17 protein-coding genes and 4 pseudogenes are annotated in these 21,699 nt (G+C 37.1%); 14 read left to right on the top strand and 7 right to left on the bottom strand.

Going from position 1 to position 21,699, the window contains the following annotated elements:
* Positions 1–900 precede the first annotated feature (900 nt).
* The 9 genes and pseudogenes from K348_RS0111560 (at position 901) to K348_RS19565 (ending at position 8,519) form a co-directional block, all read left to right on the top strand.
* Positions 901–2,493, top strand: a complete 1,593-nt coding sequence (locus K348_RS0111560) for a hypothetical protein (protein WP_029905111.1) — start codon at positions 901–903, stop codon at positions 2,491–2,493.
* A 120-nt stretch (positions 2,494–2,613) separates the two neighbouring features.
* Entirely contained in the window at positions 2,614–3,933 is a 1,320-nt protein-coding gene (locus K348_RS0111555; protein ID WP_197027655.1) for a peroxiredoxin, read from the top strand.
* A 210-nt stretch (positions 3,934–4,143) separates the two neighbouring features.
* Positions 4,144–4,290: a helix-turn-helix domain-containing protein gene (locus K348_RS19195; RefSeq protein ID WP_156032874.1), complete on the top strand. Its 147-nt coding sequence runs from the start codon at positions 4,144–4,146 to the stop codon at positions 4,288–4,290.
* A gap of 121 nt (positions 4,291–4,411) precedes the next feature.
* Positions 4,412–4,579: a hypothetical protein gene (locus K348_RS19190; protein WP_156032873.1), complete on the top strand. Its 168-nt coding sequence runs from the start codon at positions 4,412–4,414 to the stop codon at positions 4,577–4,579.
* A gap of 332 nt (positions 4,580–4,911) precedes the next feature.
* Positions 4,912–5,724, top strand: coding sequence for a helix-turn-helix domain-containing protein (locus K348_RS19420; protein WP_231496784.1), 813 nt, complete (start codon positions 4,912–4,914; stop codon positions 5,722–5,724).
* A gap of 166 nt (positions 5,725–5,890) precedes the next feature.
* Positions 5,891–6,280: a hypothetical protein gene (locus K348_RS19415; protein ID WP_231496783.1), complete on the top strand. Its 390-nt coding sequence runs from the start codon at positions 5,891–5,893 to the stop codon at positions 6,278–6,280.
* Positions 6,281–6,302: 22 nt separating this feature from the next.
* A pseudogene (istB, locus tag K348_RS18460) lies at positions 6,303–7,047 on the top strand (IS21-like element helper ATPase IstB).
* Between the two features lie 155 nt (positions 7,048–7,202).
* The gene (locus tag K348_RS19505; RefSeq protein WP_029905109.1) at positions 7,203–7,589 is read left to right on the top strand and encodes a Tn3 family transposase; all 387 of its coding nucleotides are present in this window, start codon (positions 7,203–7,205) and stop codon (positions 7,587–7,589) included.
* Positions 7,567–8,519: pseudogene (locus K348_RS19565) on the top strand (transposase). Before K348_RS19505 ends, K348_RS19565 begins: the two are co-directional and overlap by 23 nt.
* Before the next feature lie 212 nt (positions 8,520–8,731).
* Here K348_RS19565 and K348_RS0111520 read toward each other — a convergent pair.
* Positions 8,732–9,292 carry a flavin reductase family protein gene (locus tag K348_RS0111520; RefSeq protein ID WP_029905106.1) on the bottom strand — a complete coding sequence of 187 codons (561 nt, stop codon included), beginning with the start codon at positions 9,290–9,292 and terminating at the stop codon, positions 8,732–8,734.
* Positions 9,293–9,531: 239 nt separating this feature from the next.
* Here K348_RS0111520 and K348_RS18795 point away from each other — a divergent pair, with 239 nt between their 5' ends.
* The 5 genes from K348_RS18795 (at position 9,532) to K348_RS0111495 (ending at position 14,986) form a co-directional block, all read left to right on the top strand.
* Positions 9,532–10,557, top strand: a complete 1,026-nt coding sequence (locus K348_RS18795; RefSeq protein ID WP_051697819.1) for a sensor histidine kinase — start codon at positions 9,532–9,534, stop codon at positions 10,555–10,557.
* Positions 10,554–11,246 (top strand): LytTR family DNA-binding domain-containing protein, encoded by a 693-nt coding sequence (locus K348_RS0111510; RefSeq protein WP_029905104.1) that lies wholly within the window; start codon positions 10,554–10,556, stop codon positions 11,244–11,246. The genes K348_RS18795 and K348_RS0111510 overlap by 4 nt, the downstream gene beginning before the upstream one ends.
* Before the next feature lie 162 nt (positions 11,247–11,408).
* Entirely contained in the window at positions 11,409–13,784 is a 2,376-nt protein-coding gene (locus tag K348_RS0111505) for a TonB-dependent receptor (RefSeq protein ID WP_029905103.1), read from the top strand.
* A gap of 32 nt (positions 13,785–13,816) precedes the next feature.
* Positions 13,817–14,644, top strand: coding sequence for a DUF4249 domain-containing protein (locus tag K348_RS0111500; protein WP_029905102.1), 828 nt, complete (start codon positions 13,817–13,819; stop codon positions 14,642–14,644).
* A gap of 3 nt (positions 14,645–14,647) precedes the next feature.
* Positions 14,648–14,986: a DUF4405 domain-containing protein gene (locus K348_RS0111495; protein WP_029905101.1), complete on the top strand. Its 339-nt coding sequence runs from the start codon at positions 14,648–14,650 to the stop codon at positions 14,984–14,986.
* An 85-nt stretch (positions 14,987–15,071) separates the two neighbouring features.
* On the opposite strand, the gene K348_RS0111490 is transcribed toward K348_RS0111495, so the two are convergent.
* The 6 genes and pseudogenes from K348_RS0111490 to K348_RS19300 all read right to left on the bottom strand — a co-directional run.
* Positions 15,072–15,917, bottom strand: a complete 846-nt coding sequence (locus K348_RS0111490) for an SDR family NAD(P)-dependent oxidoreductase (protein ID WP_029905100.1) — start codon at positions 15,915–15,917, stop codon at positions 15,072–15,074.
* Between the two features lie 462 nt (positions 15,918–16,379).
* The gene (locus tag K348_RS0111485; protein WP_029905099.1) at positions 16,380–17,177 is read right to left on the bottom strand and encodes a helix-turn-helix domain-containing protein; all 798 of its coding nucleotides are present in this window, start codon (positions 17,175–17,177) and stop codon (positions 16,380–16,382) included.
* A gap of 2 nt (positions 17,178–17,179) precedes the next feature.
* Positions 17,180–17,425, bottom strand: coding sequence for a hypothetical protein (locus tag K348_RS19405; protein WP_231496781.1), 246 nt, complete (start codon positions 17,423–17,425; stop codon positions 17,180–17,182).
* A 682-nt stretch (positions 17,426–18,107) separates the two neighbouring features.
* Positions 18,108–18,605, bottom strand: a complete 498-nt coding sequence (locus K348_RS0111475; RefSeq protein WP_036930506.1) for a GNAT family N-acetyltransferase — start codon at positions 18,603–18,605, stop codon at positions 18,108–18,110.
* A gap of 274 nt (positions 18,606–18,879) precedes the next feature.
* Positions 18,880–20,092, bottom strand: a pseudogene (locus tag K348_RS18445) (site-specific integrase).
* 454 nt (positions 20,093–20,546) lie between these two features.
* Positions 20,547–21,699: pseudogene (locus K348_RS19300) on the bottom strand (hypothetical protein); the annotation flags it as partial.

Raw genomic sequence — 21,699 nt, 5'->3', positions numbered from 1 at the left:
AAACGGAGAATATAAAAAAAAAATTGACTTAATGTGTTAACTGAAATGGGCGAATTTATCAGTACTATCCCAGATTATATATTCCTTATACTATAGCTTTGTATTCAAATATATACGAGAACAATATATAAAAGATACTACAAGTAAAGACATATACAATACAGGGAATTTTCGATGAAAAACTGCATGCAGAAATATAAAGTAAACCTTTTTAAATATTTGAATCTGTTTTTATATACTGATTTATTAAAGGGAGCATATACAGAGATAAACTTCTTATCTGTTTTTTTAAGTTTCATCTATTATTATATATGCAAGGCTTATAAGCATACATACATATATCTATGTACTTGTGATTTAAGTAAAAAAAGCAGGAAAAATAAACTCTTGCGCTTATTCAAGAAAAAACAGGAGGAGTTTTCCATTCTATATCTGATTAGAGCTTCTCATATCTAAAGTACAATATTAAAAGACATTCAATGCCTTAAGATCAATATAAAATTAAATGCTTCTTCAATGCATTTGGATACATTCTCTCAATTTGTCTTAAGTATTTGTCTTCAAATTATTCCTTTTGTTTGTGAAAATTGGAGGAATATCTTAAGGCATTGTTTTTTACGATTACATCTTTATAATTATATATTTTTATTTAACGCACAATAACAACAAATTATGACAACAAAAAAAGCAAAACTACTACTACTGCTAATGATTCCGATTTTTCTGTTGCTACCAGTATCCTTAAAATCACAACTAACAATAGGAGGAAAATCTCTACCGACTAGGTAGAAAAGAATAAGCATCTCACTGTCCCACTCACTGTAGGGTACAGAGTTTAGAGCGAAAGATGTTACTATAGAACTAACAATCGTTTAAAACTTATATTATTTATAAACACTGATGAAACTTAACAAATTACTAAAACTAATTCTTGTAGCCGTCCTGCTAAACATAGGCGGCAAATCTTATGCGCAGGTAACTATCGGCGACAACAAACCACCCGAGGAATTCTCGGCATTGGAAATTATCTCAAACGCGGAGAGAGGCTTGAGAATGCCTCATCTGACCACTACGCAGCGAGACGACATGACTAAATCCGCTGAGTTTCAGAGTCTGAAAACCAGCCTAGCCAAAGGATTAACCATCTATAATAGCATTACAGACTGCCTCGAATTCTGGAATGGCGGGAAATGGGTATCGATGTGCGCTGATGTAGAGTGTATACCGATGACAGGAACAGGGACTCTCAGCCCTGCCAGTGCAACAGTAAATGTAGGCGATAATCAAACCTTTACTCTATCCGGGCTCACCAGAGTGGCAAGATATGAATGGTTTGTGGATAATACTTTGCAAACAACAACTACACCGACTCTTACTTATACAGTTCCTTCCGGTACAGCCACCGGTTTATCTATACCGGTATATGTTGTTGCTTATGACGACTGTAATAACAGCAAACGATTCGATGCTACTATCACTACATGCAGACCATTATCCGGAACAGCATCTATAAGTCCTACCAGTGTATCCTTAGAGGTAGGGAAAAGTCAAGTATTCTCTGTAACCGGTGTCACCAATGCAACCAGTTATCAATGGTATCTGAATGGAAGTGCGATTCCGGGACAGACCTCGTCGACTTACAACTATACGGCCACTACAGCCGGATCTGCTACAATATATGTTATGGCTTATGGCTGTAACGGAACCTCTGCAAAAAGCAATACAGCTTCGGTCACAATAACTCCGGCGTGTACACCGGTCCAGCCAGGTTCTATAAGCAGCCCGACAGGCTCTTCCTTAACTGCAGGGAATCAATATACATTTACAACTTCAGGATTTGCATATGCTACCAGTTATCAATGGACTATAAATGGAACTATTCAATCTGGTACAGGTTCTTCTGTAACCTATACTGTTCCAAGTAGTTTTACCGGAACTCTTACTGTATCGGTTATAGCCAGAGGTTGTAATAATTCTCAACAAAGTGCTAGCAAAAGTTATACTGTCCCTTCAAGTCTGAAGATTGAGATATCCGATAAAGGCCCTATAAGACCTCTTACCATGTCGCCGTCGAGTAATCAACCTCTTTATCCTGGTACTCGTTTGAGAATACCAAATTTCCCTGCTGGTGCAAAAGTAACCTGGGAAATAGATTATGGAAATGAGAAAGAATACTTTTATGAATCTGATTTCTATTGGAGACCAAAGCATGCTCCAAGTAGTATGAAGACGGTAACAATAGTGGCTACAGTAAGATTTGTAAATAATACAACTGCTGAGTTAAAAGAGAATATTCAAATCTATTCTATATGTAGTAGTGGTGGATCGATGTGGCTCGCTGAACCAAAAGCTTTTCAATTTTACGGTGGTGCTGGTCGTGGATATGTACGATGTTTTCCTAATGGTTCAGAGTGGTGGGAAGAAGGGGTTCAGTGTGCAAATGGTTATCTATTCAACCCTAATGCAAAAGGGTGTACACCTGGCGGAGTTTAAAAACCACCCATTTATAACAAAAGCATCGGTTAGGAAAAACCGATGCTTTTATTTATAATTCCAGTATGGACTAAAAAAATAATAAATACCATGCTGATATTAATGTATTTAAATATAAAAATGAAAAAAACTATACTATTATTATTGTTGTTACTTCAGCTTGGACTTTCTGCCCAAACTATCACTATCGATTTTTCCTCTCATCCCGGTAAGGCCGTCTCCCTTTGCTTGAAAAAGGGCACAGGTTGCGATGCTCTCTGGACAGGCATGCTTGACGATAAAGGAAAAGTTATTGTAGATCTGCAGGGTAAAACAGACGATTATCCGGGCATAGCCACTCTTAGTATAAATAGCGATTCTCCTATACTAATGGATATAATTATCAGCGGAAAAGAGGATGTATATATTTCTTGTCCGGAGGAATATCCATATGAGAGCAATATTACCTTTGACTCTGCTGAAAACGAATCTTTTAAAAAATGGTTTATCGGCCAGGCTCAACTGCAACAGAAAATGAACTTGCTTAACGAATCCCAAAAGTCGAATAATGAAGAAGATAGTTCTTTTTCTGTGATAGCTAAGGAAATACAAGATTTGAAAGCACAGCATTCTGCTTTTGAAAAAGAACTTACCGAAAGTAAGCTATATATTGGCAGATTTATACAGTATTATAGCTTCTTTAATAAAGAGGTTGAGAACTTAATGTTTGCCGATTCGATCGGTATGATGAATGTACGTGCTTATGTACGCGACAGTTTAGACGTAAAGGGGTTGTTTAGATCCGGCCTGTGGTTTTCCACCTTCAACGGGCTACTCGCCCTTTATGAAAAGGAGAAACCCTATCACAAGGATTTTATTACCGATATGTCACTATTGCTGGAAAGGGCAGGTTCGGAACGTATCTACAGCACACTTGCCGAAAACTTGTTCGAAATATGCGAATACAAAGGCTGGAACGACATGGAGGATCATCTGGCATACTACGTTATTAATAGCGGAAATTTAGAGAGTTCTACGGGCAAAATAAAAAGGATGATAACCCTGAACAAACTGAAAAAGGGAATCAAAGCGCCCGATTTATTGCAGGGTACACTGCCTGCGGGCAATATCCTTTTGGTGTTCTATCTAACGGGATGTGGCCCATGCGAGTACGAGATGCAGCAGTTGAAAGACAATTACCATCTGATTAAAGAGAAAGGATACCAAGTCGTATCTGTATCGTTAGACATGGATGAAGAGATCTTTAAGGATACGGCGGAGACTTTCCCATGGGAAGCTAAGTATTGTGATTTGCAGGGTTTCAAGAGTCCTGATGCGGAGAATTATGGGGTAATAGCTACGCCTACTTTCTACGTGATAAAGGATGGTGTACTGCAAGGGCGGTATACAGGGATAATGGATATGGGGATAATTATGAATAAAAATCAGGATTCGGAATGATATAACTGATTATATAGTAAGTCGATGGTTATATGGAAAATCCCAGTAAAAATGCCCCCTTTGTACCGATTAAAGTGTTCAGGTATTCCTGCCGAAAGTGACCCCTTAAAAAAGGGTAAAAAGTATTGATTTATTTAGAAAGATAATTACATTCTTTAAATAATTGTTAACAAATAAAGGGTGTTCATTATGCCGAATAAACCAGTTAGTATGAATAAACTACGCCAACTATTACGGCTTCACAGCGGGGGCAAAGGTACTAAGGCCATCGCTTCATTGCTTGGCATGTCGCGTACCGCAGTAAAAAAGTACCTATCCGTTTTAAAGAATCGGGCATGGAATCCGAACAAGCATTAGGATTGAGCGACCAGGACTTCTCCTGTCTTCTACAGGAGAAGGAAGCGAACGTCTGGCTACCCTTGAAAAATTACTACCAACCTATTGCAAATGCCTTAAACGTAAAGGAGTCACCCGTGAGATGCTTTACCGGGAATATAAAGAAAGGCATCCCGAAGGGTACAGCCGTTCACGTTTCTTCGATTACCTGATGCGCCATCAGGTAGCAAACAGTGTGGTCATGCATCTTGAGCACAAGCCGGAGATAAATTGTTTATCGATTATGCAGGCAAAAAGTTGTCCATCGTAAACAAAGACAGTGGCGAGATACTTCCGGTGGAGGTGAAAGAAATATGATCCTTGACTTAAAACCTGTGAGAAAAATCGCTTACGACCGGATGCCGGGTGGCTACGATGAGGTAATACGAAAAGAGATAGAGGTTGATATTGTTGGAGAAAACAGTTAAAACTGACCCCATCGCGCCAATCCAAATTGCCCCCCATGTAACAATCTAAACTGACCCCCTATTTACAGTTTAAATTGACCCCGAAGAAAGGAGAGTAAAACAGAAGCTTGTCAGTTTTGTTTTAGAGTGTTAAAATTTTTGTTACTTAAAAGCTGAGCAACAAAAATTTACCATCATGTCTAACAAAACCATTAGTATGTTAAAACTACGACAAGTAATCCGTCTTTACAATCAGGGCAAAGGCACCAAAGCCATTGCCGGTATGTTGTTTATCTCGCGCAACACGATCAAGAAGTACCTGCACATTTTCCTTGGTTCAGGCCTTAGTTATGAAGCCTTTTCAGCGATGAGCGACTTGGAGTTATCCCAAAAGTTCCTGGTGGCGGCCCATCCAGAGAAAAGCCAGCGACAGGTAGATCTGGAGGCTCTGCTTCCGGGTATATGCAGGGAGCTCAAGCGTAAAGGCGTCACCAAAGAGATGCTCTACAGACAGTATATAGAGAAGTACCCTGAAGGTTACGGCATCTCCCGCTTCTGCGGTTTTATCCGGCTGTATTTAGCCCGGCATCGTCCGGTTATGCACATCGAACATAAAGCAGGAGACAAGATGTATATCGACTTTACAGGTCAAAAACTACATTTGGATAATGGTGACGGAACCAAGGGCAGTAAATACGAAGCGGTATTGAACGAGTCCTTCGCTTGCTTTGCCGAGCATTACTCGATGACTGTGCTTGCGGCAAGGGCCTACAAGCCACGTGATAAGTCCCTGGTCGAAGGTGCGGTAAAGCTGGTATATAAAACAATCTTTACCAAACTGGACAAGCGTATCTTCTATGACTTGAGTTCATTGAATGCTGCTATCCGGGTCGCTTTGGAGATACACAACAACACACCTATGTATAAACGGGAGTACAGCCGCAGGCAACAGTTCGAGGTGATTGAGCGTGATGTGTTGCAGGACCTGAACCCGATCCGCTATGAGTAGTTAAAGGAACAGGCTCAACTTACCGTCTGGAAGAACGGATATATGCGTTTAGGGGTGGATACCCATTATTACAGTGTGCCCTATAAATACATCGGTAAAACAGTCAAAGTCCTTTACTCGTCGCAGTCTGTCGAAGTTTACTACCGGCATGAGCTCATTGCCCAGCATGCGCAACAGACGTAAATATCAGTATACCACCAACACCGAACACCTGGCTTCCCAACACCAGTTCCTGACCGAGTGGTCTGCCGAGAAGTTCATCGCCCAGGCCATGGATATACATGAGGATGTGGCGGAGTACATAGCTAAGGTCCTGGAGGAAAAAACATATCCAGAGCAGGCCTACAAGTCTTGTTCGGGCATACTGAGTTTCTCCCGGCGTGTAGGTAACGAACGTCTGATAGACGCCTGCCGCTGCGCCCAATCCTTCGGACAATACGGTTACAGGGTAATAGAAGAGATACTGAACAAGCGTCTGGATAGGTTAAAGCTTGAAGATGAAGCTGCACGTATACCCAATCATAAAAATATCAGAGGTAAAGACTATTATCAGTAAACATTTAAATCAAAAATAAATCATGAACAATCAAACATTGGACAAGTTACGCCAGATGCGCGTATTTGGTATGTATGAGGCTTTTAAGACCAATCTGGAAGGCTCCTTTAAAGAGACATTACACCCGACCAGTTCATCTGCCTACTGGTAAACAGTAATGGGATGACTGTAAGAACAAGTCCATAGCCAGGCTTATCAAGATGGCTAACTTCCGCTACAAGGCATCCCTGGAACAGCTCGACTACTCGGTAGAAAGGGGTTTGGATAAGAATGAAGTACACAGGCTGGCTTCGTTGGACTTTATCAAGGAACACAAAGACTTGTTTATTACAGGTAGCACAGGGACAGGAAAAAGCTATTTGGCATCGGCATTAGGCTTTCATGCCTGTCAGATGGGATACAGAGTGCTATATGCTTCAACAGCCAAATTGATGGGACAGCTTAAACTGGCTAAAGCCAAAGGTACCAACCTGACCGAACTTAAAAGGATAGAGAGAACAGACCTGCTTATACTCGATGACTTTGGCTTACAACCTTTTGACTCACAGGCAAGAGTCACTCTACTGGTTATCATAGAAGACAGGCAGGGGAAGAAGTCCACATTGATTACATCCCAGATACCGGTTAAGGAATGGTATGATATCATAGGGGAGAAAACTATTGCCGATGCTGTATTGGACAGGATTGTACATCAATCCCTGAGAGTTGAGTTACATGGTGAATCACTCAGACGTAAAAAGTCTAACCAGGAATGTTTATATTTGTGAAATTTAATTAGTAAAAACCGACAAAAATAATGGCTTTTTACAAACAAAAATGACTGCTTTTTTTACTCCTAAACAAAAAATCTCTAGGGGGGCAATTTAGATTAGAGCATGGGGGCAATTTTAATGTTATTTCCAATAAGCTGCGCGTAGAAAAGTTGGAAAAAGAAACTCCACAAGAGGCGGATGCTTTAAATAATAAACTCTATGGAATGTTTCCTCCTGTTAAATTGCCGGGTCTTCTGCTTGAAGTATCTAACTGGACCGGATTTGAACGGCATTTTACCCATGCATCTACCGACCATTCAGTCAAAGGGAAAGAAAAAACTATAGCAATGGCAGCATTAATGGCTATGGGTACAAATATAGGATTAGTAAAAATGGTTGAAGCTACTCCCGGAATAACCTACCACCAGATGGCAAATGCCGCCGGGTGGAGAATGTATGATGATGCCATGAAAAGGGCACAAGCTTGTTTAGTGAATTATCAACACAAATTGCAACTACCTCTTTTCTGGGGTGATGGTACTACATCATCCAAGTGATGGGATGAGAGTCCAGATAGGAGTATCTGCATTAAATTCTGAATACAATCCTCATTATTCCGGGACAAAGAAGGGAGCTACGATGTACCGATTTACCAGTGATCAGTATGCTACTTTCTGGGTAAATATCATCAGTTCGAATGCCAGGGATACTCTGCATATTATTGATGGTATACACTACCATGAAACGGATTTATGTATCAGTGAACATTATACCGACACTTCCGGATATACAGATCAAGTGTTTGGGTTATGTCATTTGTTAGGTTTCAAGTTTGCTCCAAGAATAAGGGATATATCGGATATGCAATTATTCTCAATTTCAAGGTTAGACCCATATAAATACAGCAACATAAAAGACATAGTTCAGGGAAAGATCAATGTGAATATCATACGGGAAAATTATCAGGATGTACTCCGGTTGGCGCACTCTATCAAAGAAGGATTGGTCTCAGGATCGCTAATCATGTCCAAGCTGGGATCGTATGCCAGACAGAATGCTTTGGCAACAGCCCTTCGTGAGATGGGACGTATAGAAAAGACGGTATTCATCCTGGAATATATTATGGATAAAGCTTTGAGAAGGCGCATCCAAAGAGGATTGAATAAGGTGAAGCTATGAATGCCCTTTCAAGAGCAATATTCTTTGGAAAACGGGGAGAGCTAAGGGAGAGAGAACTACAAGACCAACTTCAACGGGCCAGTGCCCTGAACATTCTTATCGATGCCATCTGTGTGTGGAATACTAAATATCTGGAAAAAGCTATCGATCATCTTAAAACCCGGGAAAGCTTGGATGAAGAACTACTCAAACATATATCTCCCCTGAATTGGGCTCATATAAACTTTTTGGGAGAATATTCATTTGATACAAAAAATATACCTAAAAACAATCAACTAAGAGAATTGCAAGAACAAAAAAATAAGTAGAAAGGCTTAGAGGGGGTGGAATTATAGTTTTTTACCGTTTTTTCTCCTTAGAGGGGAGGGGTCGGAAATGTTGGTGATACCCCATTGTCTAAATTATCAATACTTTTTTTAGTTACATAATTCAAAACTAGTGAATAAATTATGAACTATGAAAAAACACGGCTGCTCAACAAGGAACAGCCGTGCTTCTTTTAAAAATAGTAATGTAGAAATTATTTCAACTGCTTACCCTCCGAAAAAGCCTTTCCCACCTTTTCGCCCACTTTCAGATAATCATTATTGAACGGATCAAAAACAATCGGAGCTACTTTAGCTGCATCCACCTTACCATTTTCGTTCAATACACGTTCATCTACGCTTACGTTCACAATTTCTCCCCGGAGGATACCGGTTTCAAGATTAAAATCGATCAATTTACATTCCACGGCAACGGATAATTCCTCTATCAACGGAGCATCCACAAAGTCCGATTTGATAGCATGAAATCCCGCTTTGGCAAATTTGTCCGGTACCTTGTTACCCGATACGATACCTACATAGTCACAAGCCGCAACCTGTCCCGCTTCGGCCATGCTTACCGTAAACGCTTTGCGTTTGAGGATATTTGCAGTAGTTTTATGGCCCGCACTGATACAGATACTTATTTCTTTCATTTCACTGATGCCTCCCCAGGCTGCGTTCATTGCATTAGGAGTGCCATCTTCGCCATAAGTAGCGATAATATATACCGGCTGCGGATAAGTCAAAGGCTTTGCCCCTAAATTTTTTCTCATAATATGTTACTATTAATTTTATAGGGTTATATTGACGTTTCATATTTTTCTCTTAATCATTACAAAGATAGTGAAAGCCGAGCGCATTCTTCTTTTCCATAAATTATATTTGATTTTTGAAGTCTATGATAGTTCCTTTATTTTATTCATACTTCTACAAAGTATATACTTTCTTCTCATTTTTTGGGAGATGAGAGAAATAAACTTTTAATTTGTGAATTATTAGTTATAAATCAATTATGAAAGCCAAACGGCTCGCCATTGCCATACATGTTTTAGTCTGGGTGCTACTCTTAGTTATCCCATATATATCAACCGATCAGATTTTTGATACGCTAGACGCTGCTTCTGATATAAAATATCTTTTCCTATGCCTTGCCATAAGCTTTATACTGTTAATATCTTTCTATTTCAACTACTTATTTCTTATTCCAAAGTATTTGTTTGGAAAAAGAAGTTGGAAGTACATATTCATATTATCATTGACTATTTTAACCGTATTTCTGCTTATTGGAATTCTATTTATTTATTCAGGATTTAATCCAGAAAAATTAGATAAAACAGACCCGATTGTTGAAAAAATTATTCCTGTCATTATAATCAATGCTGTTTCATTATGGCTATTAGCTGTTGTATCTTCTGTTTTGTGGACATATTACAACCGTCTAAAAGAGTCGGAAAATGAAAGGCTATCAGCACAAATTGCTTCACTTAAGTCACAAATTAATCCTCATTTTCTGTTTAATACATTGAATAATATCTATGCAACTGCTATTGATACCTCACCTAAAACAGCAGATATGATAGATAAACTTTCGGAAATGATGCGATACACCATGAGGGACACACAACAGGATTTTGTTTTATTGGAAGATGAGATAAATTATATCAGCAATTTCATAGAACTTCAACGGCTGCGTTTAGATAGAAGCGTTAAATTAGAATATTCCGGTTTAGAATGTATTCCACACTTACGAATAGCTCCGATGCTACTGATCCCTTTTATTGAAAACGCTTTTAAGCATGGGGTGAACTCCGAACAAAAAAGCTATATCAAAATTGAAATTAATATTAATGAGAATAAATTTCAGTTGAATGTGGTAAACAACAAAGTGGATATTCAACGGAATATTTCGGAAAGGAGCGGATTAGGTATTGAAAACACGAAACATCGTTTGAATTTGATATATCCGTCAAAGCACTTATTGGTTATCAATGATAACGAAAAACAGTTTATTGTTTCATTATATATTGATTTACAATGATAAATGCAATTGCCATAGATGATGAACCGTTAGCACTTACAGTGATAGAATCGCTATGTAACAAAAGTGAAGGCATTACCCTTCAAAAAACTTTTACTCAACCCAGCGAAGCATTAAAGTATCTGCAAAAGTATCCTGTTGATTTGATTTTCTGTGATATACAAATGCCTGCTATAACGGGAATAAACCTGGTAAAATCATTGAAACAAAAAACGATGATAATATTCACTACCGCTTTTAGTGAATACGCTGCTGTCAGTTACGAATTAAATGCGATTGACTATTTACTAAAACCAATCAACTTAAAACGCTTTACACAAGCCATCAACAAAGCACAAGAGTATTTTGATTATATAAATAAAAAAGACCGAAGCAAAGATAAAAACATCTTTATCCGTGCCGACTTTAGCTTAGTAAAAATTCCATTGGAGGATATTCTATACATTGAAGGATTAGCCGATTATCTTAAAATTTATATCAAAAACCGCAAAACTGTTGTAGCCCGAATGCCGATGAAAGACATGATGGAAAAGCTAAATTCTGTTGACTTCATCCGTGTACATCGCAGCTTTATTTTACCATTTAGCAAGATTGAGGCAGTAAGAGGAAATACCATTATTATCGGAAATAAAGAGTTTCCCATTGGTAGAACCTATATAGAGGAGTTTTTCAGCCGCTATTCTTCTTAAAATTTAGCTTAGATTAAGCTTTCATACCCATGGAAAAATGATGCGTTTTTCATTCATCGCACAAATCCGACCCTTCTTCTCAAAAATTTCTAAGAGTTTATTATTGAGATCATATTTGCATTGTGAATTAAGCATTAATATGAATCTCAATAAATAAACAGAATGAATTTAAAATCTTTTTATGTGCTGTTATTCTTAACAACTACATTCAACGCCTTTTCACAAGGGAAATTTACATTGAGCGGAACAATTGTAGATCAATCCAATAATGAAACTCTGATTGGGGCAAGCGTTATCATCAGAGAAGTAAAAAACGCACATGCAGTAACCAATACCTATGGTTTCTATTCTATTACATTACCAAAGGGAGACTATACAATCTCTATCAGCTACATGGGTTTTGAACCAATCGAAGAAAAGATTTCCATCACAGGAAACCTGACTAAGAATTTTTCAATGCACGAAGCAAGCGCAACATTAGGCGAGGTAGTCGTTACGGTAAATGAAACGAGAACCAGGATTCTTAAACCGGAAATGAGTGTCAATAAGCTCCCTATAAGCACTATTAAAAAGATGCCTGCGGTTATGGGAGAAGTCGATGTGCTAAAGTCGTTGTTACAACTTCCCGGAGTAGCCAATGCACAGGAAGGTGCATCGGGATTTAATGTAAGAGGCGGTTCGGTGGATGGAAATCTCGTATTGTTGGATGAAGCCGTCGTCTATAATACCTCGCATTTATTCGGATTCTTCTCTGTCTTCAATTCAGATGTAATTAAGGACTTGAAATTGTACAAAGGAGGCATTCCTGCTAATTTCGGAGGAAGAGCTTCTTCTGTATTAGATATTTATCAGAAAGAAGGTAATAAAAAGGAGTATCATGTCGATGGTGGAATTGGAGCAGTATCGAGCCGGTTGTTGATCGAAGGGCCAATTGTAAAAGAGAAAAGTTCATTTGTAGTGGCAGGGAGAGGCTCGTATGCACATCTTTTCCTAAAGCTGGCAGACGAACCAAATTCAGCCTATTTCTATGACCTGAACGCTAAACTTAATTATAAATTTGATGATAAGAATAACTTATTTCTATCGGGATATATAGGCAATGATGTTTTCGATATGAATAAGGCTATGGTAAACAATTATGGAAATATTCTTACCAATGTGAGGTGGAACCATATGTTTTCGGATAAGTTATTTTCTAATATGTCTGCCATATACACCCATTACAATTACGGACTTAAAATAAAGTTCGCAGGCATAGATTGGAAATCTAATATCAAAAACTACAATTTCAAATATGACTTTAAACATTATCTATCCAACAACCTGACCCTAAATTATGGATTAAACTCTGTATATTACCAATTTAATCCCGGTACAATCAGACCCTTTGATGAAAACTCAGGAGTGATACCCGACCAGATTGCCAAGAAAAATGCTTTTGAGAACGCAATTTACATCAGTGCCGAACAGAAACTGACAGATAAATTGTCTATCAATTATGGATTGAGATATAGTAAATTCCAACGATTAGGCAAGCAAGATGTATTCACTTACGAGAATGATGAAGCAGTAATTTTTAATCCCGAATTTCAGATTTATGAAGAAGCCACCCCCACTGGCATAATAAGCTATGGTGCGAATAAGCGGATTTCAAGTTTTGGTAATCTTGAACCTCGCTTGTCAATATCATACGCTCTGAATGACAATAAGTCTATAAAAGCAAGCTACAACCGAATGAGCCAGTATATTCATTTGGTTTCGAATACAGCATCCGTAACCCCGCTTGATATTTGGGCACCGAGTGATAAGTATCTTAAACCTGAAATATCAGATCAGGTAGCATTGGGATATCTACAAAACTTTGGTGGTGATGACTATTCACTCGAAGTAGAAACTTTTTATAAGACAATAAAAAATAAGGCCGACTATATTGATGGAGCGAATCTGATAGCACATAAAGCAATAGAAAGAGTTCTTTTGAACGGTAAAGCCCGTTCGTATGGATTGGAACTGATGGCAAAGAAAAATAACGGAAGGCTAACAGGTTGGCTTTCTTATACCTTATCGAAAGCCGAACAACAAACTCCGGGTAGAAATGCCGATGAACCGGGCATAAACAATGGCAAGTGGTATCGCGCCAATTATGATAAGTTACACAACCTATCCGTTACGGCAGCCTATCAACTTACCCCGGAATGGTCGTTAGGAGGAACATTCACATTCCAATCGGGTAAAGCTGCAACCTTCCCCAATGGCAAGTATGAATATCAGGGAATTACCATTGCAAACTATGGTCAGAGGAACGCAAATTCTTTGGCGGCGTACCATCATTTAGACCTGTCGGCCACTTACAAATTCAATCCCAATAAGAAAAAAGGATGGCAAAGCGAACTGGTAATCAGCGTATATAATGCATACAACAGGAAAAATGCTGCTTCGTACACCTTTGGGCAAAACGAAACAACAGGATTAAGCGAAGCTAAGAAAATGTCGATATTCGGTATTATTCCCGGTATTACTTACAACTTCAAATTCTAAGAATAAATATATACCCTATAAAAAGACAAGAAATGAAAAAAATAAATATAATTCTGACAGCAATAGTAGTTTTATTTTTAACCGGATGCCATGAAGAGGTAATCAGTGTCGATTTAAGCACAGCAGAACCCCGGTTAGTAATAGATGCTTCAATCGATTGGGTAAAAGGAACAGCCGGTAATGAACAAAAAATCAAACTGACTACCACAACAGGCTATTATGAAGATGAATTTCCCATTGTTTCAGGCGCGGAAGTTACTGTAACCAATAGTACAAATACAGTTTACTATTTTATTGAAGTTCCGAATAGCGGCGAATACATTTGTACGAATTTTGTTCCCGTTATTGACGAAACATATACGCTTACCATTCACCTTGACGGCGAAACTTATACGGCTACCGAAACATTGGTTGCCGTCCCCAGTATAGAAGATAAAGTTGAACAGAATGATAAAGGAGGTATGGCAGGCGATGAAATAGAACTCACCTACTATTATAAGGACAATGGATTTGAATATAATTATTACCTGTATTGCTTTAATATGAAGCACGTTATATATCCACAATATGAGGTTGAAAATAATGAAATGAATCAGGGTAGTTTGACGCAAGTATTTTATTCACATGAAGATTTGGAGGTTAGCGATGATGTAACATTCAAATTATACGGTATCTCTAAGAGATATTATAACTATATGGTGAAATTGCTTTTGGCATCGGGTAGTGAAGATGGAGCGATGTTTCCGGCAACTCCTGCCGCTGTTCGGGGCAATATTATAAATCAGACAAATAGTGAAAACTTTGCGTATGGATATTTCAGATTATCGGAAGTGGGTATCAAAAACTATACAATCGAATAACCAATGAAAATACCAAATCAAAAAGCTTTCAATTATCGCGCATTTGTGTCGATAGGGCTGTTCTTTACACTGATAATCTTATTTCTAACAGCGGTATTAATTCAATTTTTCGAAAATGATCCTGATAGTTTGGAAATGCACATCAGCGTGTCTTGTCATGCGCTTGCGGGAATCCTTTTTATAATTCTAAATATCATCCATTTAAAATTGAATTGGCAAGCGATGAAGATATACATGAAAGAAAAATCAGGTATCAGCAAAGAAGCAATCTATGCAATCTTGTCTATAATTTCATTTATTCTTTTAGGGACTTTTGTAGTATATCTCATTTTAGGGGGGTAATCAGCAGCAGGATGTTTTGACAAGGTAGGTAGTCGGTACGCTTCACCCTATCTCAGGATGAAGCGTAGAGACTTAATAACCTCGATTATCCCTCAAAATCGCTGTCTACTGATACTTCCTGCCATTTCTCAAATTCAGCATAACGGTTTTTGTAATACGTATCTATTAAAGATATTGCAGGTTTACTGACAAGCAAACGAACCGGAGCATCTTCCGAGTTTACCACTTTTATAAGTCCTTTTGCCAGTTTGGAAGGATCGCCACTTTGTGTGCCGTTCATGGTACGGAAGACGTTAGCTAGGTTTTCACGTGCCTCGTTGTATGCCTCTACTTGCAAATCGGGTAACTGCATGGATGCGTTCTCGTTGGCGAAGTCTGTGCGGAACGCTCCCGGTTCGAGCAGCATAAAACGGATACCGAAAGGTTTCATATCGATGTTCATGCCTTTCGACCAACCTTCCAGGGCGAATTTGGATGCGCTGTAAACCGAACCTCCTGCTACGACTCTGATGCCGGATGTGGAACTGACGGTTACTACAAAACCGGATTTCTGTGCACGCATAATGGGAAGTATGGCACGGGTTAGCTTCATTGTGGCGAATACATTCGTTTCTAACTGACGGCGGATGCTGTCTTCTGACATTTCTTCGAAGTAGCCCAGCAATCCGTAACCGGCATTGTTGACTAATACATCGATTCTGCCGAATCTGACCATCGTTGCTCTCACTGCATTTTCTACTTGTTGGTTGTTGCTGATATCCAGTTTCACAATAAGAAGGTTTGGATGCGAACCTAAATTCTGTTCCGCTTCTTCCGTTTTACGGGCTGCGGCTACAACATTATATCCTTGCGCGAGTGCTTCGCTGGCGATGGCTGCACAGATTCCTTTATTGCTTCCGGTAATGAACCATACTTTTTTATCTGAATTCATATCTTATTTTCTTTATTAAACGTTTTTAAATTATTGCTTGTTGAATCAAAGCAAGTATTCTAATAATTCCTGTTTCGTTTTCCTGTTACTTCCAATTTGGAAGCTGCATTACTTATTTCGGCTACTTCATCTGGAGTTAGTTTCAATTCCATTGCTCGAAGATTTTCCTCCAGAATACTAACTCTGCACGAGTAGTATTCAGCTCCCGAAAGATTTCCGAGTAATCTCGTTCAGATTGGCTGATTGTTCTTAACTGTTCCGTAAAGCACCCATAGGCATTCTGATATTCCTTCGTTTGTTACTTGTGAGGGTTCAGACAATAGGCTGAACATTCTCGTTTTTAATAAATCATTCATAGACATAAATTTAAATGTGAATATTAATAATCAGACCGAAGTCTTGTTTTATGCTGAATGAGTTTTATTAATGTGCTTTTATAGTCTTTATTACTTTCTCTTTTTGTTATAGTTCTGATGGAGTTGTGTTTGCCAAATTTTTAGCTTCTTTTACAAAATGGGAAAAGTCGGTATATCCCAATTCGTCGTATAAATCATAACTACCATTTGCACGATAGTTTTTCAATGCAGTTTTAAAGCGTAAAGCTTTAAAGCATTGTTTGGGTGATATACCTAATACTTCTTTGAAATATCTATTGAGTGTAGGATTTGACACACCAACTTCCTTACTTACTGTGTTCAATTTGTAATTACGGTTATTATTGATATAGTAAATTGTTTTTATTACAGTGTTGAGTTTGAAATCAGAACTAAAGATTTTCATATTACTTAAAAGCCAATTCTCTACACACTGAACTCGCCCGGCAAAAGAGCTTTGCAATTTTAGTTCGTCTATTACTTTTTGATTTAGATACTTTTGCAGAGACAAATGATTATCCACCAAAGTTGAAATATCTTTAGATAAACAGTAGTACAAAACTCCCGGCTTGAATTTTATTGAAAATTCATGGGTTCCGGGAGCGTGTATTACAGTGATCGCTTCTGTTAAGCTACCAGATATCTTATCACCCGATGTATCAAATATTCCATGTTCATGACAGACTTTAAATGTCTGGCTTTTGTCAGAAAGGTAAATTGAAGTCGAAATATTGGCATTAGGCAAGGCAATTATAGAAAATGGGCTGATAGAATTATCTGGTGTTTTGATTTCAAAATAATACTCAACAATATCCTTTAATTCAAAACAAGGATATTTAATCTTTATTTTTTCTTCATCTTCAAATATGACTTTACCCTTTACCATATTTATTTAGTTAATTGATATAATATCTGAATACCAAACCCGAATGTCATCATTCTTTCTTTTTTGTTGGTTAAAAGCTGTTGTGTCCAATTGAGCAATCCACCGTCAGCAATTTCAATAGTATTGCCGCCGATCACTATTTGCTGCTTTATTCTGAAACCATGATAATAGTTATTATCATGTTCCGGTGCTGTAACCAAGACCTCAAGATTACTATTCTTTTCCTGGACATACGATATTGATTCCATTATAAGCGGGCTTTGACTGTCATAACCTTTGCATGGAATAATCTCATAATATATTTTCTCCACACCGTAACTTTTACATATTTCATACGATGTAGTTAAATGTTTTAATAGTTCTTCTTTCTCAAAATTAAAGCTACCAGTATCTCTACCACATGAAATAAGGGCGAGAACAGTAAAATGAGGAGTGAAATTAGGATTATTAAATACCTGTGTCCTTATTACCCGTGAAATGTTACTGTAATTATAGGTTTTGTTATCTAATTCACCTTTTTTCTTTAACGATGCGTAATGTAATGCTATTGCATTCGTCGGGTCTGCCTGTACTTCTGTGTTTCTTAAAGAAGTAAGGACTTTTTTCTGATCTACTGTTGCTATAACACTACTTGTCCCAAACTGAGCGACCGGGGAAAGTTCTATGGGTTCAAATCCTCTACCTGCTATTAATTTATAGCACCGTAATTCATTTTCTTTATATTCTAAAAATCTTGTAATAAGGCGGGCTTAACAAGCTTGTTACCCTCATATTTACTTAGTAAAGACGAGGGAGTTTCCTGCCCGACACGCTTGTTAAAAACGTCCAGTAAAACAGTGTTCAGTTCCGACCCGCTTAATTCATCGGACAACACTTTAACTATATCCTGCAAATCTAATTTACTAATAATGTGATCGCCTATATCTTTTTTCATTTTTTCCTAATACTATATAAATGTTCATCAACTATTTGTCCCTCTTTTATAACCGAGGACTTAATAATGGCTTCCTTTTCAAAACCTGTTTTTTCCAAAACTTTCATTGAGCCTATATTATACTCGTAAATTTTCGCATAAATCATCAATAAGTCAAGTTCTTCAAAAGCAAATTTTATCAATAACCTTACCGCTTCGGTGGCATATCCTTTGCCCCAATAAGGTTCTCCAATCCAATATCCAATTTCTGCATTAATACGATATACGTCATACTGTGGTAGTAGGCTGCAACAACCAACGAATGTATTATTCTCATATATCCCGAAAACGTTTCCTAATGATCCATTTGTAGCTAAATCAAGAAATGTAGTAGCATCTTCAATCTTATAAGGATATAGAAAAGTATCCCGTAAGTTTACAGCGATAGCGTGATTATTTGCTAATTGCTGTATATCCTCAGGTGGAGTTAGGTTTATATTTTGTAATCGTATCATTTTAATGTACTTATTGTTTTTTGCAAAGGTAATCTCATATGTGATATTAATAAGTGTAAAAATGAATCAATCTGCTAATTCTGTTTAATAAACTCCTCAATAAATACAGATTAAGAATAACAGATTTACTTTATTTTCATCATTTTTATATGAGAACTCTCATAAACAAGCCACACAATACCACTTTTTGCAACTGTTACCTATTACTAAAAAATCTTACTTCCTCATCTATATTCGTTCTGCTATCTGCTTTTCCAGCCCTGCCATATATCTTTTATCTAACTTCTTTATATTTTTCACCAACAATTTTCATATCCCTCAAAATACTTTTATCCAATACCCGTGCATAATGCCTTGTCATTTTTGTATCGCTATGTCCGAGCATTTTAGCAACGTTCTCCATCGATACACCATTAGCCAAACACACTGACGTTGCGTATGTGTGGCGTCCAGTATGTGTTGTCAGTTGCTTCTTTATACCACATAAATCTGCAATTTCCTTCAAAGTAAGCATTCATCTTTTGATTACTGGGGACTGGCAAAATTTTGCCTTCCGGTAGGGTTCCTTCATACTTTTTCAAAATGCGCATAGGAATTTCAAGCAAAGGAATATTGAAAGACACACCTGTTTTTTCCCTTTTTCCCATTATCCACAAATTTCCATCGAAAGAAGTGCGTATATTACCTTTACGAAGGTTTTTAACGTCTATATAAGCCAATCCGCAGAAACAAGAAAAAACAAAAATGTCACGAACCTGCTCTAATCTTTTGGTTGGAAATTGTTTGGCCATAATCATTTCGACTTCTTCTTGCTGCAAATAGCCTCGGTCTACTTTCTTAATACGGATTTTATAATTGGCGAAGGGATCAGCTTTAATCCATCCGTTATTCTTTGCTCTGATAATTATGCGTTTGAAAAACTGCATAAACTTCGCTGTAGTATTTGGATTACAACCGCAACTTGTCAATAGATAAACTTCAAAATCCGTAAGAAAAAGATGATTAATTTCCTTGAAAAAAATATCACTTAATTTATATTTCTGTTTAATAAAGTCTGTCAGATGCTTTCTGGTAACTTCATACTTCTGATAAGTTGCCTTAGATTTACTGATACCAATTAACTTTTCGATATCATCATTGTGGCGTTTGAATTGTTCCAGCAAGTAATGGTCTTTTGAGGTACCACCGAGAAAATTGTTTTTAACTTTTTCTGCTGTTACATTAATCTCACTTAATTGTACTTCATTATATACATTAAATAAAGTAGACTTGGTTTTATCAATAAGTTCGTTGATTTCGGCTGCTTCATTAGATCGCCCGATAGCTTTGCCGGCTTTCACATCCCAAAGATCAGGATGAATATCTTTCTTAATTCCGAAACGTGCTTCTTGTTTGTCGATTGTTATTCTACAAAAAATAGGCATGTTTCCATTCGCTTTTTGTTTATCTCTTTTCAGGTAAAAGAGAACACGAAATGTACTTCTCATAAACTCAATTTTTAATGTTACAAACTTAGGTTAACTATTTGAAATTGAGTTTTATGGAACACTGCCAATACTGGACACTTCACCGCCATTTTCAGACAAATCGTACCCCTTTTTTCAGAATCCAAAAAGGGGTACGATTTAGAGCGCAAAGTATGTCCCTTTTTGGCTTTTTTTTGGCTTTCGTGCAAGACAGGATATATAACAAAAAACCCTACAAGTCATTGAACTTGTAGGGTTTGTCTTGCTTTCGGCTGATAATGTCTCTGCCTTTTAGCGGAGAGAGAGGGAACGTTGCCTTCAAACTCTACCACTGTATATCAATTAGTTAATATGCTAATAATTTCTATACCACCGAATAGACACTGTTCATTTTATAGCCTATCACTGTGAATTGCACTGCTTTTGCAAAGATAATCTATTTAAATATTAAGATTGATATTTGAATAATAATTTTTTAATGTATATACTTTTCGCAAATTTCCTTTGCTTCGTCAAGATTATAGCTTCTAGCATGGTTTTCCCTATATTCTTTAATAATGTCTTCTATTAAAAAATATATATCTTCAATATCTTTATAAATGTCTATTTTAGTATCAATCAAATTTCTTAATGATATGATTATCATTTGATAATTTTCTTCAGAAAGGGATGCTAAATATTTAATATTTCCTTCGATTTTCCGGCTTCGTCCCCTACGGGATTTAACATCTTCTGAAAAACTTAATTCTAAATATTTATTCAATAAAGGATATATGGAAATATCATCATACATTAAATAATTATCCGGTACTTCGTATGGTGAGCCGCGACCATAAAACGGATCATGTAAGGAAACTGTACCTTTTTCAATACTGTAATCCAATGATAACTGAAGCCCTAAAGGATCTTTTAGCCAAATAAGAAGGTCAATGACGGATAATCTTATTTTTTCATCAATCGGCGATTTTATAATATCCAATAATATGGAATGGGCTTCATGGTTAAATCTTCTAAATATTAATTCTTTACATAAAACCAATAGATCATTTTGATTTAAGTAGGTTTTTATTTCTAATAAAGGCTCAGGAGGTAGATTGTTTTGCATCCATGTTATTATTATACTGTTTTTGTATAATTTCAGAGAATCATCTTTCAAAATTTCTATTATAAGCGGATAAGCATCTGTTATCTTATTTTTAAGAGCATAAATAATTTGATTCTTAATAGAAAATGAATTATATTCTCTAAACATTACTAAGTTGCTCATTATTGATTCAATTAATAACTGATTATCTTTAATTTTAGCAATAATATAATCAAAATTATCATCTAGCCTGTTAAGCATTTCGCATAATCTATCATCAGGGCAATCAAGATCAAACTTTTGCATGTAACGAATCAAAGCAACTGATTTTGGTGCATAATAAAATCTATCTTTATTCTCAGGGTCAAAAGTCGTATTGAAATTCGTATATTTTATATTCTCATAATACCATTGTTTAATAAATTCCATTTGGGTTGGAGATAGATTAATCCCTTCTTTAGAGTTGGTAATATCTTCCGAAATTCTATCATTTAAATAAGTAAAAAACTTATCCTCGTATTTATTTATCCAGGAAGAAACCTCC

Origin of the sequence: Prevotella sp. 10(H) (assembly GCF_000711235.1) — a bacterium.
GTDB lineage: Bacteria > Bacteroidota > Bacteroidia > Bacteroidales > Dysgonomonadaceae > Dysgonomonas.
This window is presented reverse-complemented; position numbering and strand designations above follow the sequence as displayed.

Excerpts from the sequence above, each read along its gene's own strand:
- K348_RS0111560 (WP_029905111.1), top strand. The coding sequence starts at position 901 with ATGAAACTTAACAAATTACTAAAACTAATTCTTGTAGCCGTCCTGCTA.
- K348_RS0111555 (WP_197027655.1), top strand. The coding sequence starts at position 2,614 with ATGAAAAAAACTATACTATTATTATTGTTGTTACTTCAGCTTGGACTT.
- K348_RS19195 (WP_156032874.1), top strand. The coding sequence starts at position 4,144 with ATGAATAAACTACGCCAACTATTACGGCTTCACAGCGGGGGCAAAGGT.
- K348_RS19190 (WP_156032873.1), top strand. The coding sequence starts at position 4,412 with ATGCTTTACCGGGAATATAAAGAAAGGCATCCCGAAGGGTACAGCCGT.
- K348_RS19420 (WP_231496784.1), top strand. The coding sequence starts at position 4,912 with ATGTCTAACAAAACCATTAGTATGTTAAAACTACGACAAGTAATCCGT.
- K348_RS19415 (WP_231496783.1), top strand. The coding sequence starts at position 5,891 with ATGCGCAACAGACGTAAATATCAGTATACCACCAACACCGAACACCTG.
- K348_RS0111520 (WP_029905106.1), bottom strand. The coding sequence starts at position 9,292 with ATGAGAAAAAATTTAGGGGCAAAGCCTTTGACTTATCCGCAGCCGGTA.
- K348_RS18795 (WP_051697819.1), top strand. The coding sequence starts at position 9,532 with ATGAAAGCCAAACGGCTCGCCATTGCCATACATGTTTTAGTCTGGGTG.
- K348_RS0111510 (WP_029905104.1), top strand. The coding sequence starts at position 10,554 with ATGATAAATGCAATTGCCATAGATGATGAACCGTTAGCACTTACAGTG.
- K348_RS0111505 (WP_029905103.1), top strand. The coding sequence starts at position 11,409 with ATGAATTTAAAATCTTTTTATGTGCTGTTATTCTTAACAACTACATTC.
- K348_RS0111500 (WP_029905102.1), top strand. The coding sequence starts at position 13,817 with ATGAAAAAAATAAATATAATTCTGACAGCAATAGTAGTTTTATTTTTA.
- K348_RS0111495 (WP_029905101.1), top strand. The coding sequence starts at position 14,648 with ATGAAAATACCAAATCAAAAAGCTTTCAATTATCGCGCATTTGTGTCG.
- K348_RS0111490 (WP_029905100.1), bottom strand. The coding sequence starts at position 15,917 with ATGAATTCAGATAAAAAAGTATGGTTCATTACCGGAAGCAATAAAGGA.
- K348_RS0111485 (WP_029905099.1), bottom strand. The coding sequence starts at position 17,177 with ATGGTAAAGGGTAAAGTCATATTTGAAGATGAAGAAAAAATAAAGATT.
- K348_RS19405 (WP_231496781.1), bottom strand. The coding sequence starts at position 17,425 with ATGGAATCAATATCGTATGTCCAGGAAAAGAATAGTAATCTTGAGGTC.
- K348_RS0111475 (WP_036930506.1), bottom strand. The coding sequence starts at position 18,605 with ATGATACGATTACAAAATATAAACCTAACTCCACCTGAGGATATACAG.